At 38.5% G+C, this 20,492-nt stretch carries 13 protein-coding genes; 1 reads left to right on the top strand and 12 read right to left on the bottom strand.

The genetic code is table 11. The features are described 5' to 3' along the window. Window positions 1–159: 159 nt before the first annotated feature. The 4 genes from cas6 to pckA form a co-directional block, all read right to left on the bottom strand. Window positions 160–933, bottom strand: a complete 774-nt coding sequence (gene cas6, locus BN2628_RS15425; protein ID WP_055099545.1) for a CRISPR-associated endoribonuclease Cas6 — start codon at window positions 931–933, stop codon at window positions 160–162. A gap of 177 nt (window positions 934–1,110) precedes the next feature. After that, window positions 1,111–2,343: a M16 family metallopeptidase gene (locus BN2628_RS15420; RefSeq protein ID WP_257606538.1), complete on the bottom strand. Its 1,233-nt coding sequence runs from the start codon at window positions 2,341–2,343 to the stop codon at window positions 1,111–1,113. Next, on the bottom strand, window positions 2,343–3,122 hold the full coding sequence (locus tag BN2628_RS15415; protein WP_257606514.1) for a peptidylprolyl isomerase: 780 nt from the start codon (window positions 3,120–3,122) through the stop codon (window positions 2,343–2,345). Before BN2628_RS15415 ends, BN2628_RS15420 begins: the two co-directional genes overlap by 1 nt. Window positions 3,123–3,475: 353 nt before the next feature. Next, on the bottom strand, window positions 3,476–5,074 hold the full coding sequence (pckA, locus tag BN2628_RS15410) for a phosphoenolpyruvate carboxykinase (ATP) (RefSeq protein WP_055099532.1): 1,599 nt from the start codon (window positions 5,072–5,074) through the stop codon (window positions 3,476–3,478). Between the two features lie 471 nt (window positions 5,075–5,545). Here pckA and BN2628_RS15405 point away from each other — a divergent pair, with 471 nt between their 5' ends. Further along, window positions 5,546–6,844, top strand: a complete 1,299-nt coding sequence (locus BN2628_RS15405) for an alpha-L-fucosidase (RefSeq protein ID WP_055099526.1) — start codon at window positions 5,546–5,548, stop codon at window positions 6,842–6,844. A gap of 126 nt (window positions 6,845–6,970) precedes the next feature. On the opposite strand, the gene BN2628_RS15400 is transcribed toward BN2628_RS15405, so the two are convergent. The 8 genes from BN2628_RS15400 to BN2628_RS15365 all read right to left on the bottom strand — a co-directional run bounded on the left by BN2628_RS15400 (window position 6,971) and on the right by BN2628_RS15365 (window position 20,489). Then, entirely contained in the window at window positions 6,971–8,188 is a 1,218-nt protein-coding gene (locus tag BN2628_RS15400) for a sialidase family protein (RefSeq protein WP_055099520.1), read from the bottom strand. Window positions 8,189–8,238: 50 nt separating this feature from the next. Next, window positions 8,239–9,933: a sialidase family protein gene (locus tag BN2628_RS15395; RefSeq protein ID WP_055099513.1), complete on the bottom strand. Its 1,695-nt coding sequence runs from the start codon at window positions 9,931–9,933 to the stop codon at window positions 8,239–8,241. A 328-nt stretch (window positions 9,934–10,261) separates the two neighbouring features. Beyond that, a complete protein-coding gene (locus tag BN2628_RS15390) occupies window positions 10,262–11,809 on the bottom strand; it encodes a PKD domain-containing protein (protein WP_055100478.1) in 1,548 nt (515 codons plus the stop codon). A 37-nt stretch (window positions 11,810–11,846) separates the two neighbouring features. Continuing rightward, window positions 11,847–12,968 (bottom strand): sialidase family protein, encoded by a 1,122-nt coding sequence (locus BN2628_RS15385; RefSeq protein ID WP_055100472.1) that lies wholly within the window; start codon window positions 12,966–12,968, stop codon window positions 11,847–11,849. An 11-nt stretch (window positions 12,969–12,979) separates the two neighbouring features. Continuing rightward, window positions 12,980–14,434 (bottom strand): RagB/SusD family nutrient uptake outer membrane protein, encoded by a 1,455-nt coding sequence (locus BN2628_RS15380; protein ID WP_055099507.1) that lies wholly within the window; start codon window positions 14,432–14,434, stop codon window positions 12,980–12,982. 20 nt (window positions 14,435–14,454) lie between these two features. Next, on the bottom strand, window positions 14,455–17,697 hold the full coding sequence (locus BN2628_RS15375) for a SusC/RagA family TonB-linked outer membrane protein (protein ID WP_257606513.1): 3,243 nt from the start codon (window positions 17,695–17,697) through the stop codon (window positions 14,455–14,457). A gap of 102 nt (window positions 17,698–17,799) precedes the next feature. Continuing rightward, a complete protein-coding gene (locus BN2628_RS15370) occupies window positions 17,800–19,227 on the bottom strand; it encodes a sialate O-acetylesterase (protein WP_055099493.1) in 1,428 nt (475 codons plus the stop codon). A 26-nt stretch (window positions 19,228–19,253) separates the two neighbouring features. Further along, entirely contained in the window at window positions 19,254–20,489 is a 1,236-nt protein-coding gene (locus BN2628_RS15365; protein WP_055100468.1) for an MFS transporter, read from the bottom strand. Between the last annotated feature and the right edge of the window lie 3 nt (window positions 20,490–20,492).

Below are 20,492 nucleotides of genomic sequence, written 5' to 3'. Positions count from 1 at the left end.
TTGGCAATTCATATAAAATTACCTACTTTTTTACTGAAAAAATAAAAATCTTATTAACAAATACATCTTCTACTCCATTATATACTCACACAGAATAGATTGCTAATAAATTTTTCAGCAAACTAAAAAATATTCTATATATTATATTTAAAAAATTTTCTATTTCAATACCTCTACACAACCAAAGCCCAAATTGATTTTTTCACCCAGTCCGGTATTATAAATAAGCCGATGCAATGTTGGATGCAACGTCAGACGAAATTTATACATATAACCGATAATTTTTGTCTCGTCTGGTGTAAATCGTTTAATAAAAATGCCTTTCCGCTTGGGTGGTGTTATCAGTTCAAAACCAAATTGCAAATTATGCGGGAACTCCTTCCGATAGAAATATTCGTATTTTTCAAGAATAGTATCGAGCAATATATCCTGATATTCCGGAGAATCAGGCCCTATATATTCTATACTTCTATTAGGACGGACGTTTGCAAAAACAATAGGAGACAACGACAGATAATCCATTGTTTGCTTATAATCGGGATCCTCTATCTCCATTATTTCATCCACAACAAACTCAACCTTAGAATGCCGGTCACCTATCAACAAATCTTGTCCTAAAAATATCTGCTCCACCAGTTCCCTAGTTCCTCGGACAGGAAGAAAAGACATCCACAACTGTACCCTACGAGCCAAAATACAAAGCCTGTCGACCTCAACCTTAATGCGAGGAATATAAAAATTGGAAATAGAAAAAAGCCTGTACCTTGAACTCAAATCCGATATAAATCCATTTTGCTGCAACCACTCAACATATAACCCCATATTATCGGTCAATTTTCGGTGTATACAAGACGATAATTCGTACTGATAACTCACTGGCAGCACATTTCCAAAACTCTCCGGTTTTACCGATAGTATTAATTTAAATCGCATATCCGCACATATTTGCAATAAAACTCAAAACTCTATTTATACTACTCTACACTTTTAATATATAGACTAAACTCACACTTAAAGCATATATCAATTCTATTTACACCACCAACTTACTACACAACTATAAACTCTCAAAAAAACGGAATGTGTTTTTCAGATTTATCTATAATAAACTTACTGCGCCCGGTAATACAAAGTAGAGCTATTCTCCTCTCTAAATACCTTTTGGGCCGCCCGACGCAGATCCTGAGGTGTAATATCCCAATATTTTTTTACCTCTTCGTTAATATCTTCCGCCCGCCCTATCAACTCATGATAGGCCAGATTCGTCGCTTTGTTCAAATAATTTATATTTGAAAACAAATGATTCGACTCAAACTTATTAACGACCTTTTCCAATTCTTGCTTTTCTATAGTTTCTGCCATTAAAGCCGATACTTCTCTTTTTATGGCTTCATCAGCATCTTCCATGGTTATACCTTTATTCAATCGACCTGTCACCACAAAAAGACCGGCATCGATATCTCCCGTTATACTCGCATCAATATCCGAAAACATTTTCCTCTCCATTACCAAGTGCCTATACAATCGTGACGACCGACCATTAGACAAAATATCAGATAACAAATCATACGAATGATATTCCTTATCAGTACGACGGCACATATGCCAAGCCTTTGTTATGGCATCTAATGGGACAGACCTGTAAACTTCCAGAAACCGGGATTCCTTTTGTTCCGGCTCCTCCGGCAAGTTTCGGACAGCAATATTCCTTCTGGGAATAGGTCCAAACCACTTTTCTGTCAATCGGACTGCATCTTCAAATGAAATATTCCCTGCAATGGACAATATTGCGTTATTAGGAGCATAATGCTTATAAAAAAACGTCTTAACGTCTTCTAACGTGGCATTTTCTATATGGCTGATTTCTTTTCCTATGGTAGGCCAACGATACGGATGCACTTTATACGCCATAGGGCGTAAAAGCATATAAGTATCGCCATAAGGTTGATTCAAATTTCTCTGTTTAAACTCTTCACAAACAACTTGCTTTTGTACGGACAAGCTCTTTTCAGAAAAATTAAGCTCCAACATTCTATCCGACTCCAGCCAGAATGCAGTTTCCACATTTTGCCGAGGAACTACACTATAATAATTAGTAATATCGTTACTTGTCCAAGCATTGTTTTCCCCTCCGGCTTTCTGCAAAGGAGTGTCAAAATCCAAAATATTGACCGACCCTCCAAACATCAAATGCTCGAACAAATGGGCAAATCCGGTTTGTGAAGGATCTTCATCTTTTGAGCCGACATCATATATGATATTTAAAGCCACCATTTGCGTACTATTATCAAAATGATGCAGCATCTTCAATCCATTCGGCAATAAATATCGACTTACCTCAATCACTTCTCTACAATTTTCAACGTCATTTTAATATCATCTTTGGGTCTGTCCGACCTATCAGTTGAGACCTTTTGTATTCTGTCTATCACATCAAGGCCATCAACAACTTCCCCAAAGACCGTATATTCCCCATCGAGGTGAGGCGCACCTCCTATCGTTGTATAAGCTTCACGCTGTTCTGCCGTCAACTGTACTGGTCCGCTTTCCTTCATCTCCAACTGGGTCTGAGCTATCAATTTTTCCTGTAACTCGTACAACCCCTCTTTATCCCGATTTTTACGCAACTGCATCACTTCCGCCCGATGCTCTCCCACCAAACGTTCGAATATTTTTTGCTCCTTTTGTTTCGTCATACGATTCTCCAAAGATGCAATCTGGCCCGGAGAAATAACCGTACCCGTTACAATATAAAATTGAGAACCAGACGACTCCTTCTTCGGGTTTACCTCATCCCCGGTACGAGCAGCAGCCAAAGCTCCTTTTTTATGAAAATGTACCGGATACACAATCTCTGCCGGTATCGTATACCCCATATCTCCAGTGCCCAGTTGCTTCCCGGCCGGAGCATTTTTCGATGTTGGATCCCCACCCTGTATCATAAAATTTTCTATAACCCTATGAAACAACGTTCCATTATAAGTCCCCTCTTTTACCAATTTCAAAAAATTGTCCCTATGACGGGGGGTATCATCGTATAATTTAAGTGTTATATCGCCAAATCGCGTCTCTATAACGACATACGTATCTTTCTCTTTATTTTGAGCTATACAACTTGTCATAAAAAATATCAGTATAATAAAAAAAACAGTATAATATGATTTTATCATTTATTCAAATATTCAAACAATAATTGTATATGCAAAGATAATAAATCATAAATGAAAATAGAACCCACAAATAGCTTATTTTCCCCTATCTCCATTCCAAAACCTAAATATCGGTTTCATGAAAATGACAATACTCGTCTTTACGGCAAAAGACTGACTGTATATATATTATTATCCTCTATTAACTACTTAATTACTCCGTTTACAATATTTTGGTTTAAAGATAATTATTTATCGTTGAACAAAAGCAAAAAGGCTGCATAATAACAAAATGCAACCTTTTTTCACACAAATATATTGAATTATCACTTATCCTTATCAGGTCCCACTACAATTAAAGCTTCCGATTCAGGACTCGTAGCATATCGTTTAAAGTTATCTGCATATTTCGAAGCAAGCTCTTTTGCCTTCTTTTCCCATTCCGCAACATCTTTATATGTATTTCTCGGATCCAATATGTTTTTATCTACTCCCGGCAACTCAGCAGGTATAGTCAAGTTAAGTATAGGCAGATAATGTGTCGGAGTCTTATCTATATCACCTGACAAAATCGCATCGATAATGGCCCGAGTTGCTTTAATAGATATACGTTTTCCCGTTCCGTTCCAGCCCGTATTCACCAGATACGCCTTACAGTGATGGTCTCTCATTTTCCGGGCCAGTACTGCGGCATACATCATCGGATGTACTGTAAGAAATGCTTCGCCAAAGGCCGGAGAAAATGAAGGAACAGGTTCCGTAATACCTCGTTCGGTTCCGGCCAGTTTAGACGTATAACCGCTAATAAAATGATACTGAGCCTGCCTCTCATCCAAAATAGCCACAGGAGGCAACACTCCGTAAGCATCTGCCGACAAATATATGACTTTTGAAGCATGCCCGGCACGAGATGGTTCTACAATATTATCGATATGATAAATAGGATAACTCACCCGTGTATTCTCAGTAATCGAAGCATCAGCAAAATCTATACTTCCGTCCTTACGTACCACAACATTCTCCAACAAAGCATCACGGCGTATGGCATCCCATATTTCAGGTTCATTTTCTTTACTCAAATTGATAACTTTGGCATAACATCCTCCTTCAAAATTAAAGACACCGTTATCATCCCAACCATGCTCGTCATCACCAATTAAAAGCCGTTTAGGGTCTGTCGACAAAGTTGTCTTCCCTGTTCCCGACAATCCGAAAAACAGTGCAACATCCCCATTAATACCTACATTGGCAGAACAATGCATCGATGCAATACCTTTCAATGGCAGATAATAGTTCATCATACTGAACATCCCCTTTTTCATCTCACCACCATACCAGGTTCCACCGATAATCTGCATCCTTTCAGTCAGATTGAATGCCACAAACACCTCAGAATTCAGTCCCTGCTCTTTCCACTTCGGATTAGTTACTTTCGAACCATTCATTACCACAAAATCAGGCTCTCCAAAATTCTCTAATTCCTCATCTGTAGGACGAATGAACATATTCTTTACAAAATGAGCTTGCCAAGCTACCTCCATAATAAAACGGACCTTCAACCTCGTATCCTCATTCGCGCCACAAAATGCATCGACTACATACAATCGGTCTTTATTCGAAAGTTCATTTATAACCAACTCTTTCAAATCATTCCATACTTCAGTAGTCATGGCATGATTAATCTTGCCGTCCCACCACACTGTACTTTCAGTCTTTGCATCCTTAACAATATACTTATCTTTAGGAGAGCGCCCCGTAAACTTTCCAGTTTTCACTGCCACCGCACCCGTATTGGTAACCACCGCCTCCTCAAAACCACTCAAAGACGAGTCTGTTTCATATTTGAACAAATCATCATATGACGGATTATAAACAACCTCCTTCACCCCACAAATGCCATAACGGCCTAAATCTACCTGTACCATATTGAAACATTAATTATACATTTTACCATACTATCTTAAAACACCCGACAAATACATTTGTTTATTATATCAATGGTAATAAAACTAAAAAGCGATATCCAAAAATCCGTTTAAATATCGCCCAAGCCGGTTTTAAAATTTCTTTTGAAGGATTTTTCCTGTTTTTATAAGGATAATACAAGCTATTTGGCAAATGAAAACAAATAAACGTCCTCAAAAAAAATACAATGTAACCAGACTTGAATCTCTACCTTATATTGGAAAATTAACCAAGTTTTAAGACATTTAATATAGAAAATGATATAAACAAGTTAGTAATTAAGCTACAAATAATGTACTTTTAGGACTTTATTTTCAATTTCATTTGGGAACAAACAAAAACGATTTTTCATATCACCATACAAATTCTAAAAAATTATCTTATTGTTTCGGAGTCAGCCATCAAAAAAATATTTTTATAAAATTTAAATCATGAAAAATAAAGTATTAACTCTACTTACAGCTTCACTGCTATTTACATCAACCGTAGCGCAGCAAGCCTACGAACCAACCCAAGATAATCTGAAAACCAGAAAAGAATTTCAAGATGACAAGTTTGGTATTTTTATTCACTACGGTATATACAGTATGCTGGGGGACGGAGAATGGGTTCTACATACATGGAATCTTAAACATAAAGAATATGCCAAACTTGCAGGAGGATTTTGTCCTTCAAAATTCAATGCCGCCGAGTGGGTTGCAGCCATCAAAGCCTCGGGAGCAAAATATATATGCTTCACAACACGTCATCATGACGGATTTTCAATGTTCGACAGCCAATACAGTAACTATAATATAGTGAAATCTACCCCTTTCAATCGGGATATTGTAAAAGAGCTGACAGACGAATGCCACAAACAAAATATTAAAGTTCATTTCTATTATTCCCACCTCGATTGGGGACGAGACGATTATCCATTAGGGAGAACCGGAGGAAATACAGGACGCAAATTACAGGAGAACTGGGACAGCTACTATCGTTTCATGAATAACCAATTGACCGAATTACTGACACATTACGGGCCGGTCAGAGCCATCTGGTTCGACGGTTGGTGGGATCAAGACCAAAAGCCCGGTTTTGATTGGCACCTGCCTCAACAATATGCAATGATACATAAACTCCAGCCTGCATGTCTCATTGGAAATAATCACCATCAACTTCCCTATTCCGGAGAGGATATCCAAATTTTTGAGAGAGACCTGCCGGGTGAAAATACTTTCGGTCTCTCTGGACAAGCAATCGGACATCTACCCCTCGAAACCTGCGAAACCATGAATACGTCATGGGGATATAAAATTACCGACAACAACTACAAGTCAACAGAGGCTCTTATCCGCCTTTTGGTAAAAGCCGCCGGAAAAGATGCCAACCTACTCCTAAACATAGGGCCACAACCTGACGGCTGCATACCGGACGCCTCGATAGAAAGACTAAAATATATAGGGGAATGGTTGAAAACAAACGGAGAAACAATCTATGGTACCCGTGGTGGGGTCGTACCGCCAAGAGATTGGGGTGTCACCACACAAAAAGATGACAAAATATACGTGCACATACTCGACTGGAAAGATAAAGGTCTCTTCTTACCGATAACGGACATAAAAATAAAAAAAGCTTGTTTGTTCAAAAACAAAAAAAATATTTCATTTTCACAAAACAAGCAAGGATTGTTTTTACAATTGCCGGAAGTTCCCACCGGTGTAGATTATATCGTAGAATTACAATGGTAAACTATAAATATCTCATAAATATCCTATTTTATTCTGCTATCTTAAGTAAAAATTGGAAAATATTTTCATCTATAAGATAGCAGAATAAAATAACAGATTTCTCAGATAATAAAGCTCTTAATACTTTTATTTCATTTCCGGTATCAAAGGTTTGTCCTTCTTATGTAACCTATCCTGCCCATTTGTAAGCCACTCCAAAGAAAACGAAACAATGGTTACCTGATGATTCAAATAATGATTATTTTTCAAAGCTCCACCTTCATAAAGACAATGTATCGTTCCATCCGGAGTTACGGCAATATCCGAATATCCAGAAACCCCGGAATCAATCACCTTCGATATCGGCCAGGTTTTACCTTCGTCATAACTCATACGCATCGTCAGATTTACCCGATGACGAGCATGGGCCGAACGGGGCGTATTTTTCTTCTTGTCTTTATAAGGGTCCTGCCTGCTGTCCGGATTACAAAACAATATACGATTTTTAGATTGATAAGGCACCATACTGTATCGGCACATGGATGCCTCGCAAATAGGTTCAAAAAATGCATCGGCAAAGTAAGGTTCAGACCATTTTGTTGCCCCATCTTCACTATAAGTCAATAATTTTCGATAATTAGGCGATTCATTTCTCGAATTAAACATAACTCGACCATCGGCCAACTGGATGCAACAGGTTTCATTCGGAATGACAGTCGTATCATTGTCCGGAACAGCAACTTCTCCCGCCTGCCACGTTTTCCCATGATCGTCACTATATACAGCTACAACAATAGACGGGCGATGCCGGGGACGCCCTGTAGATAACCAAAATGGAACTACCAATCGCCCATTCATCATTTGTATTCCATGTCCCGGTCCCGGAGCCAGCACATTCCAGTTATATATATCCCTAAATTTTTCAATTGCATAAGTAATATCCACCGGACTACTCCATGATTCTCCATCATCCACAGATTTAATATAGTAGCATCTGGCATAATCCGTTTGGTACAACATATGTATTTCTCCTGTTTTATAATCAACAATTGGCATCGGATTATCACAAAGCAGACTATCTCTATGTGCAATCACACTTATCGAAGACCAAGTTTTACCTCCATCCATACTACGTCTGCAAACGATATCTATCGGATCCCAATCTCCACCTTTACCTTTACGAGCAGAACAAAAAGCCAATAAAGTCCCTTTAGGTGACGCAACCAAAGAAGGAATCCTAAAAATATAATAGCCATCTTTATTTGCTTCAAACAATACCCTTCGACTACAATTATCAACTTGAGCAAAAGTTATATACCCCATCTGCAAAAATATACCTAAGGTAAAAAAAATAATTTTTTTCATACTTTTTCTCTAAAAATCAAACAATATTCACCCTTTACTTCTTTCTCCTATTAGGGAGATACCTTACCCAATATTTCATCCAGCGTTATTTGAATAAAAGCCAAATGAGTCTGACTACTCTCATAAAAAATTCCTATAGTATTTTCATCTATCGACGTTATGGTCGAATAACCGGCACTCCGATACTCATCATATAATATCCATCGGTCTTCAGGCCATGTTTTTCCATCATCAAAACTCACTTTCAATGTCATTTTAGTACGAGATTTCCGTGCACTGGGATTCGAAAACAGTAAAATACTCTTTTCCTGACCATCCTCTATATATTTATGCCGATGAAGGCTCGCCGAACAAGTCGGCTCAATCAATGCTTCACGAGACGTCGGATGCTCTTTCCATGTCTGTCCCATATCCGATGTCACACAAATCCTACGTCCATTAACAGATGGTTCTGCACCATGGACTTCAGACCCGACTTTATTACGGTCATCCCGCATATTAAGCATTAAAGAACCATCTTTCAGCTCCACAACCGTACACTCTGTAGTATTACCATAAGTCGCTTTCTCATCGTAAAAGGCCGGATTGCTCGCTGTCCACGTCTTTCCATTATCCTTACTCCATGTAATATTAGAAAACGGAGTACCTTTCTTATCCCTTCCTTGCGTCGGAAACACAAGAGTTCCGTCTGACATCGTAATTCCATGACCGGATGTCGGTGAATAAAGCCACCATTCCGGATGTTTGGTCTTCGTTGTTATATTCTGAGGTTTGCTCCAAGTAGCCCCATCATCCGTACTTTTTGCAATAAGAAACTGACATGTTTGTTTTACACCCAAACCCGGTTGCGAACCTTTTCGACTCCATTGATGCAACCATTTTGTGCTCTTTTCTGTAAGCCCATCAATCCATTTTCCTGTCTTTGCATCCAACAAACCATGCATCCACAAACCCGTAATATATATATCATCGCTATTTTCATCTACAAGTATACAAGGATCACTTACACCATTATATTTTTCAGGAAGTCCGCCCCATTCTCCCATATCCAGGACAATTTGCATAGGTTCCCATGTCTCACCTTTATCAAAACTGCGATGTAATGCAATATCAATATCTCCCTGTAAATCCCTTGGTGTCGTATTACGTGCATCAAAAACCGCAAGTAACGTTCCCTTCTTCGTTGTAGCAAGCGCCGGAATACGAGATGAGTGCACCCCATCCTGTCCTCCGTTACGGACAGAAACGCCCACACGCAACGGATTATCTTTGACCGATAAAACCTTAGCACTTCCTCTCGTTGTCTTCACACCTATACAATTCACATTAATTTTATGCTTCAAAGAAACCACATCCCTTAACTTTACAGCCACCCAAAGTGAAAGAGTATCCTCATCAACCTCTATTATATCCTTAAATAAAACCACTTCTGCTGCAGGAACAGGCTTACACACAAGCATCGATGTATCGAGACGTTCATCCCGACCACTCAAACCATAAATACTTACTGAAACAATATCGTTTATATCCGTCGTCCCAGATAAGCTTATTTTTATATTCTCAATCGTGTAAGGCTCCTTATTCGTTCGGATAAAATTCAGTCTTATTGTCGAACTCTGTGCTTTTTTCGTTAATACAGGTATCGTCGGTTTTACCACCTCAACTCTAACATCATCATTAACTTGTCGGGCACAAGAAATAAGAACAAAAACTAAAAGAAAAACAAAATTGAACTTATTACACATAATAATACCATAAATTAAAATCTTAAAGACTATAGCTTTTAGATATCCGCATTTTCTTCTAATTATCTTAACCTAATATTTTTAAAGAGACAATAATTATCATCAAATAAAAAGGACGTGTCTCAATTGAAGACCCTGATTAAATTTTGTTTGGTTCAACTTTGGAAATTTCTTTTGAAAATATTTTTCTGCTTTTATAAATCGCAAACTATATTTAACGAATGAAAAACAGTCCGAAAAAACACAAAATAAACCTGACCGAATTACTTCTATTGGAAATTTTAAACAGCCTCTTCAATTAAGACACGCTCTTTCTCCATAACTATTATTACTTCATACTGTCATAAAGAGCCTTCGCCTCTTCTGCCGTAAAAGCTCTATTATATACAACATAGTCATCGATACAACCGTCCATGAAACTCTCATAAGCTCTGGCGCCATCCGTTACCCGATACATACCTCCAATAAAATAAGGAGACGGGTCTATCGGTTTAAGAGGCTTGTTCAAAGCTTCTGCGACCTTTACTCCATCAAGATATACATAAGTACTTCCGGAATTATGCACACATACATAATGATGCCATTCACCATCAGACATAGATTTGGTTTTATAATCTGTCCAGTTTCCTGCTTGTCCGGTATATTCTATAATATAGCGGAAATAAGGACTGGACTTTTGGAATCTGAACCAAGTTTGTCTATTCTCTTTATCTTCCCTTGCATTCGGTCCTGCACCTTGTTGGAATACCCCCATATTAGTAGCCGTCGTATTAGATGTTTTTACCCAAAATGATGTTGTTACAGGTGAAGCCTGGAAATCAAGTTTCGGACTATCCGGAACAGACAAAAATGCATAATTTTTACCATCTTTACTTGTAAATTCTGCTGAATAGAAACCCTCTTTTCTTGCTGGAGCCTTAAAATTGACATCCATATTTTCACCCATTTTCAAGACTTCTGAATTCAAAGTATTTGGTCCCAAATCCTTTCCATCACCATCAAATGGATAAAATAGAACCAAATCCTGAGCCGGCAATACAATCACATACCCGGTTTCTTCTTTTGTTGAAGTATTCAATTCATTCGATGCAACCAAAGTTACTTTATACTTACCCGCAGTCTTGTACGTCACTATCGGATTCTGATCCCCAGAAGTAGAAGGTGTTCCTCCCTCAAATGTCCAATTCCACTGAGTTGGCCTGCCCAACGTTTTATCTCCAAACGTAACCGTTCCTCCTTCTATAATCATACGCCCTTGTGCCTCAAAATCTGCGGCAACCGAATTCTTATCGATAATGGTCAGATAGTTTTCTTTCGTCTTCGATGCCGACGTTTCCGGATTGGAAACTGTTAGTTTCACCGAATAGATGCCCGGAGCAAAAGTCAGTTTAGGATTTTGCTCTGTAGATGTCATCGGAGTTCCTGATTGAGGAGTAAATACCCATTCCCAAGTCTGAGGGAAACCCACAGACAAATCAGAAAAACTTATCTCTTCATCACTCAAAGCCTGTACTTTATCTGCTTTAAAATCTACTAATATCTCATCCGGATATAGTACAGTAATATATTCAGTAACCTCTCTTACCGAACTTTCAGGACCCCTGCCCACCTTCAATTTTACCGAATATTTGCCCGGTTGATTAAATACGACTTCCGGACTAAATAAATTCGACTTAGCCGGTTCCCCACCTTCGAATTCCCAATCCCAACGTACCGGACTACCAGCTGACTTATCCATAAAATAAACAGTTTCACCGGCAGCTACAGTTTGCTTATTGGACGAAAACTCTGCACGTAGCGGCTCCTGCTCGTCCTCTTTACAAGAGTATAACACTCCCATAATCAATACGAATAAAAAATATAATGCCTTTTTCATAATTTCAATATTACTACCATTCATACCTTGATAATATTTATTTCAGTTGAGACAAATCCACATTCTGAAAAGCAATACCTCCAATATTCTTATAACCATACTCATAGAGTACTCCTATGGTGCCATCTGGATAACAAGCAATATCCGAATATCCTCCATAATCATCACCGGTATAAGAAAACTTTTTAGTCCAGGTCTGTCCATCATCTTCACTTAGTTTCAATGTATTATTACGCCTACTTGTTTGATGGTCTGGATTTGAAAAAAGTAACATGCCTTTCCCGTTCGTTCCCAAACCATAATACAAAATCGAGCCTTCACACATCGGGTCATTCAAAGTCGTATACATACATTTGCTCCATGTAATGCCTCCATCATTACTTGTTGATACAATTCTGAATTTTTGGTTATCAGCTAATTTTGGATCAGCACATCGCATATTCAACATCAAATCTCCATTACTCAACTCAGTTACCGTACTCTCATTTGTATTATACATATCCACAATCCCACCAAGAGCCCAAGTTTTACCGTTATCATCCGAATAGATTACGTGAGAACGACCTTCGGCATTATCAGTCGTATTATGATTACATGGTACGATAATACGCCCCTTATTAGGTTCAAATTGCTTCACAATTCCATGACATGGACCAGTAGCATACCACCTGTATTTTGCCGGAACAACAGACTGCGTAATATCCTGTTCTGGAGCCCAAGTCAGACCTTCATCATCTGAATAAGTTACAAAAACAGACACAACACCCACTGCACCAGGATTCCAACATGATACCAAAATGACCCGATTAATCGAGGGAATATATATCGGTACCTGGTTACGACAACGATTTTCGCCATCATCTTTAACTGTAATCAACGATCCCCAAGTTTTTCCCTTGTCAGTTGAACGTTTCAATACGATATCGATATCCCCATCATCTTGCACTCCGTCACGACGTCCCTCTGCAAATGCCAATATCGTCCCGCTATTAGTTATCACCATCGTAGGAATACGAAAATAAGCATACCCTTCACTATTTATCGAATACGGTTTGCTTTCCGGCACAGGTAAAGATGCTATACTCGGCTCTTCCTCGCCACATGCCGACAAGAAGAACAATAAACATGAGAATACGGATATAAAATTTAATTTCTTCATTTTCATATTTTTTAATAACCTTTTGTTTGCTCTAAATTTGGATTTAAGTCTATCATTTTTCTTAAAATAGGGAAATATAAAGGTGTACTCTTGCCCTTCAAATTCGGAACATACGAATAAATATCTATTGTTCCTGCTGCATGGGCACGCATCAAATCTGGCCAACGTTTCAGCTCAAAGCACAATTCTCGTCCTCTTTCATTTAAAATCTCTTTCTGAACAGAAAGCTGGTCTGTCGGGCCGGAATAAGCGCCAATACCTGCCCGCATACGAGTAGGCAACATTTCATCAATAGCCTTTTGTACATTTTCTCCACCTAAATAGCAAAGTAATTCAGCTTTCAAAAGCTTTACTCCTCCCAAACGATATACAACAATATCATTATCATAATAGCGGTCAGATTCATATTTTGTACCTTTGAACTTATTTTGTGATGTAAATACTACCTTTCCTGTTTTATCTACAGCTTCTATATAAGCAGTATCTCGGTTATCTTTAGGATCGAACAAGGCTTTCAAAGCTGCCGAAGGTGCATATACATGACGAGCTATGGTAGAATTGGAATAGGGAATCTCCTCTTTATTGACAATATTATCGGTCAATAAACCGGCAGCAGCCGACATAGAAAGAGTGGACATATACATATTATCAAATTCATCTTTCAATACATAAATAGAAAATATTATTTCACTATTTTTTCTCTTTGTCACATCAAATATATCAGGATATTTTTCCATCATGGTTACTCCGCATTTCTCAACCTCCTCAAGAGCCGAAATAGCATCTACCAAATCTTGTCTATTCCCACTTTTTAATACCGTATATTTCCATGCCAATGCTTCAGCCTTTAAGCACAGTGCCGCAGGCTTTGATATTTTATTTTTGTCAATAATATTTGATTCAGGAAACAAGTCTATTGCCGACTGTATATCAGATAATATCCGAGACATGACTTCTAAAGCTGAACTACGATAAGGACGAGAATTTTTATCGTATTTCTCCGTCGGTTCCAAAACCAAAGGAACATCACCCCACATTTGTATCAACGCCAAATAAGCTTTTGCCCTGAATGTATATGCCTGAGCCAAAATCCTGTTTTTCTCAGCTTCTACATTGAACTTGATGTCAGGAGTATATTTCAAAAGCATATTACAATGATGTATATTCTCATAAAAAGCCCTCCAGTCATATGCATATTCTTCATTCAGTTCGTGCAGATGTGCTCTGCTCACTCCTCCGATTACCCCCGACTCCATCGCATCTCCCCGGTCTTCTCCATACAATGTCGTACTGGTCAAGCCTCTATAATCAGAATACAACCCATTCAAATACCCTTTTGCATCAGCTTCATCTTTCCAGTAATTTGCATTCGTTATTTCCGATATCGGATCTATCTCCAATACCGACTCGCAACTGCAAAAAGTGCAAACAGCTGCAATAGAAAATATAATTAATTTTGTTTTCATTGTTTTTCCACTTTTAGTTATTACAATGTAAATCTTACAGAAAATAAAAACTGGCGAGGACGAGAATATTTACCGGCATCTGCTCCTATGACTTCCGGTGTAAGACCATCATAAGCTGTCAAGTAACCCAAATTATACACTGCCGCTGTTATATCCAAAGTCTCTATCTTTGCGGCTTTTAACCATTTTGTTTGCAAAGCATACGACAAAGACAATTCCCGGAATGCCCAATAGTCACCTTTCTTTATATACAATGTATTTACACTACCGCCGCTAAAACCGATAGTAGAAGAATTAGGGCGCCCATGATTACGTTTCCCATTATCCCAGTCCGACTCTACATCGTAACGAGGTATCGATGCGATATCTCCGGGCTGATGCCACATCTTACTGCTGGCAACATCATGTATAGTAGCATAATTATGTCTCGAGTTGGCATTTGCCTGAGCACGAAACTGATTATCTATCACATTACCTAAAGAAAAATCAGTCATAAACTTCAATGTCAGATTCTTGTACCTAAAAGTGTTATTGAATGCACCCATCTTATCCGGATGAAGATAACCGACAAATACCATATCTTTCGAATTGATAATACCGTTCCCATCAACATCACGCCAAATAGCATCTCCTGCACATTTCCCTTTTCCTAACCATACAGAAGACACACCCTCATCATAAGGTGCATTAGCAGCCTCTTCGTCGGTAGAATATACTCCATCCAGCTGATATGCAAAACGTGCTCCGAAACGTTCCCCCTCAGCAAAACCTCCAGCCTCTACATATTTCCCTAATTTCGGATCAAATATAATACCTCCTCCGGTACGATTCTTATCTGCTCCATTTTCAGGAAGCTTGCCAATTGTTGTTCTCCAGAATGTAAAATTAAAACCAATATCCCACCGGAAATCTTTTGTCTGAACAGGAGTAGCATCAATTGCAAACTCTATACCTTTAGTAATTATCGACCCAAAATTCGACTTGATAGAAGCAAAGCCGGTCTCCGACCACAAATTTTCATTCAACAAACGATTCGTCGTTTTCTTATGATAAATATCAACCAATAAATTTATCTTATTATTCAACAAACCGACATCAAATCCCAAATCTGCAGAAGTCGTCTCTTCCCATAACAAATCTCTATTCATCAACACAGTATTCAATATACCAGCTTCCCCTGCATAATTTTTTCCCGCGTCATACGAACCTTCTGTATTTTCAAGTGCCAGATTATCATTCCCGGTTTTACCCCAACTCAATCTTAATTTAAGATTATTCACAACATTTCTTATCGGTTCGAAAAAATGCTCTCGATGAATATTCCATCCGGCAGAAACTCCAGGAAAAGCTGCAAATTTATGATTAGCCGCAAAATGTGAAGAACCATCATACCGTAAACTAGCCGAAAACAAATATTTCATATCATAATTATAATTGACACGACCAAAATAACTGTTCATCCTTTTCTCTGAAAAAACGGAGCTTACTTTGGCCGACTCCGGAGCGATACCGTTCAACGTCTCAATATAATCCGACGTACCTCCATACCCCGAACCTGACATATCAAAAGATGTATTATAAATATAGTTGCCACCCAACATAACATCAAGATTATGCTTTTCTTTAATCGTTTTCGTATAATTCAAGATAGCATCGAATTGATAATGTTGGTCCTGATCATGATTAGCCGATGCCGGCCGATTTTTTACAACTTCATTATATCGTTCGAAAGCATGGTCTTTACCCTCAGTATTAGTAAAAGCAAACATAGGAGTAAAATGTAATCCGGGGATAATTTCCCAATCCAGTTCAGCCATCAAATTGGTACGATTGACCTGATTTTCTTTCTCCTGATAATACGTTTCATGTAAACGGGTACGAAACGAACTGGTCAACTCTCCCGGAGCAGGTGTGCCATCCTCATAATATTGACGAATAACAGGTGGCATTTTAGAAGCACGCGCCATAACGTTTGTCTCGTTTATACCCGAAGTTTTTCTCATAGAGTAACTCAATGAACTTCTTACCGTCAAATTTTTACGAATCTTATAAGATGCATTAGACAACATACTCCAACGATTATAATCACTGCCGACAACAATACCATCCTGATCGAGATAACCGAAACTCAAATAATATGTCCCTTTTTCATTACCACCGCTAAAATCAATATTAAAATCATGACCCAATCCCGTCTGGAACAAATTATCTTGAAAATCCGTATTTTTGAATAGAAGCATTTTACCTGGAGTTGCCGGATCTTCCATTGTTTCCCATCCCTGGTTCATCAACAAATCCTCAACATATGCCTGTCCATAGTTGGCAATATAATCATCTAAAAATGCCGTTGTACTCAGACCGTCCCGTTTATTAGCCGTACTCATAGCAAAAGTTCCGCTAAGATATTTAGCAGGATCACTTGCATGGAGAGCAGCCGTACGAGTAGCAGTAAGATATTCTCGTGCATCAGACAAAGGCATTCGCGCCGGTTGATGATCGACCGATAACCCATAGCTAAAAGATATTTTCCCTTTTCCGGCTTTTCCCTGTTTGGTAGTAATGATAACGATACCATTAGATGCTTTTGAGCCATAAATAGCTGTAGAAGCAGCATCTTTCAATACTTGGATCGTTTCTATATCATTATAATTTACATCCTTCATCGGACGTATCACCCCATCTATAATAAACATCGGTGCATCACTCTCCGGAGCTGTTGTCGTTCCTCCACGTAATATAATCTGCGGGTCGGCTCCCGGTTGCCCGGAATTGACCCTGATTTCCATTCCCGGAACTTTACCCTGTAACATCGACATAGGATTACCAGATGGAGATATAGCCATATCTTTAGCTTCAACTTTTGTAATAGAACTGGTCAATGCTGCTCTGGACTGCTTACCATAACCGATTACAACCACGTCTGACAAAGCAACATCACTATTCTTCATGGTAACAACTAAATTCTTACGGCCATCAATTGATACTTCCTGCTTATCCATACCGACAAACGAGAATATCAATACTCCGTCGGACGGTGCACTAACAGAAAACTTTCCATTAATATCGGTCATAGAACCTTGCGTAGTCCCTTTCACTTGAACCGAAACCCCAATTAACGGTTCTTTAGCATCATCTAACACAGTTCCATTTACCGTCACCTCCTTCTGATTAGCATCCATTGTTTCTGGTGCTGCCGAAACAACCGGAATGCATAAAAAAAAGAATGTAAATAAGACAACCGACATGCAGAATATCTTATTCATTTTTAAAGATGCATTTAACATAGATTTTAAATTAAAGTTAGTTAATAGATTCAAAAATATTCATAATGTAATTTTTATTGATAATTTTATATTTATATATTTCTATTCACTTTTAAATGGTGACGCCGGTAAACCAAAATTCGAAAACAAATTCAATGGCATATAATTTCTAAATCCATATCGTACGGCAACTGGTTCCGGAACTTGTTCCGAAGTCAATACAATTTTAGTTTTATTATCAAAAAATGCAGCTTTAGCCGGATAAAAAATACCATCCTTTCCTGCTACCTCAAAACCAGTTATTTCTTGATCATAAGTAGTCATCCCCATCTCTGAATATCTGAAATCAACTATCAGTTTTTCTCCATTTACTGTAAACGACTTATATAAAGGTCCGCTAAACGGAATACCCTTTTTCTGATAAGTCTTTGCCAAAGCCCAAAGAGCCAACCGTTTCCCCACCAAACTTTTTGCCGATGGGTGTACGCAAGTACGATTACCGACATCCGAAGTAACAACCATCCCACTATTAGGAATCAAATCCATACATTCCAATTGCACCTGACGTATCTCCGCAGCTTCCGTTTTATCGGCATTTTTTCTACCATAATCATACGGAGCTATCTGTACATAGTAAAAAGGAAATTCTCCTTGCTTCCATTCTTTTCGCCAAGATGCTACCATTGCCGGAAACAATCTTTTATAAACGTCCGGATTATTCAAATTACTTTCCCCTTGATACCAAATCGCTCCCTTTATCGCAAAATTTTTAATAGGATTTATCATAGCATTATACAAAAGTGTAGGCTCATCCTTTGGCCTCTTAATTTCTCTCATATCCTTTTTCAATACATCCAAAGAAATTTCTGGAAACTGTTTTTCATATACTTCTTTATTAACCCATGACTCGATTTTCGAACCACCCCAGCTTGAACAAATTACTCCTACCGGAACTTTCAATACTTTCTGTAAATAACTGGCAAAGAAATATGCCGTAGCACTGAAATCTGCGACAGATTGAGGATCTGAAACCATCCATGATGTCGAGATGCAATCATCAAGAGGAGTTTGGCTACTATTTATCTTCAAAGTAATCATGCGTATATTATCATCAGGAGAAGCATTCGCTATAACATCACAAGAGCTGTCCACCGGTTGTCCCCGAAAACCTTTTACCGGCATCTCCATATTCGACTGTCCAGAGCACAGCCAAACTTCACCAATAAGTATATTGGAAAGAACCTCCGGTATTTCACCGTCAGAAATCGAAATCGTATAAGGACCTCCGGCTTTTGGAGTATTTACCTGCAATATCCATTTGCCATCGGATGATACAAGGGCTGAGTACTCTTTATCATCCCAAGAAGTTCTTACTTTCACTTTTTTCGATGCCGAAGCATATCCCCATAAATTGACCTTCGCATTCTGCTGCAATACCATATTACTACCCAATACCGACGGTAATTGTATCTTTGCATTTGATGGATACACCAAAATCAATAATATAATTATCCAAAATATTTTTTTCATAAGTCTTATACATTACATTAAATACTTTACTCTTTCATATCTATAGTTTTAGGTCTCAGGCAAGTAAGTAAAATTACCAGCATAGCTAATACCAAAACTGCCAATAAAGCAAAATCTCGTCCCAGATATCCGGCATCGGTAGATTCTCCCAAAATACAGGTAATCGCAGCCCCGGCAAATACACCACACATATTCATGATTCCATATGCCGTTGCCCTGTAACGCGATGAAACAAACTGGCATAAAATCGGCATATTATTCGCATCAAAGAAACCAAAACCTATACCGAACAGTACCGTACCGAAAACAACGGCAAGTAAGGAATGCCCATAACCGATAAATAAAAGAGAAGGTATAATCATCAGTAATCCAGTTGCTCCGGTATACACCCGGCCACGAATATCTTTCTGTACCCAACGATCTGATATATATCCACCTAATAATACACCGACCAAAGAAGAAAAAGCAATAGAAATTGTTGCCATAGGACCGGCTATCGACATATCGATAGACAAACTTTCTGAAAAAAGTGTGGGTAGCCAATTTTTTGCAGCCCAACCAGGAATCCCAGGAACACAGAAATAAAACAATATTATCCAAAATGATACATTAGCAAGCAACATGGCCAGGCTTTTCAACACCGGTACACGTCTGGCCGTATCTTTCACACCCAAGATTGTACCCGGCTCTTTATCTTTCAGAAAAAAAGCCAACACAATGCTATAAGCTACCCCTACAATACCAAACCAATGAAACGTTGCATGCCAGGAATACAATATTGCAAATGTCGCTCCAAAGCCTCCGATAGCTTGACCAAAATATAAACCGGTCATATGTATGCCTACGGCTAACGACCTCGTTCTATTCTGATGATAATCTGCTATCAAAGATAAAGCTGCGGGTAAATATAAAGCCTCACTTACCCCCATAACCCCACGTAATACATATAATTGATTAAACGTTGTCGCATAGCCCATGAAATAAGTTACTCCCGACCACACTCCCAAACTACCCACTATCACCCACTTACGACTCAGGCGATCACCTATTATGCCTGATACAGGGCTCATAATACCATATATCCATAAAAATACAGCCATAAGACGTCCAAAATTTGCCGCTGATTCAAGCTCATGAATATCTCCCATCATTGGAACACGCATAGTCGACAACATTTGACGATCCATATAATTCAATAGACCAACCAGCCATAGAAGCCCCACAACAATCCAAGGATATATATTTGAATTTCGATTTAACATCTC

The organism is Gabonia massiliensis (genome assembly GCF_001403595.1).
In the GTDB taxonomy this organism is placed as follows: domain Bacteria; phylum Bacteroidota; class Bacteroidia; order Bacteroidales; family Coprobacteraceae; genus Coprobacter; species Coprobacter secundus.
This window is presented reverse-complemented; position numbering and strand designations above follow the sequence as displayed.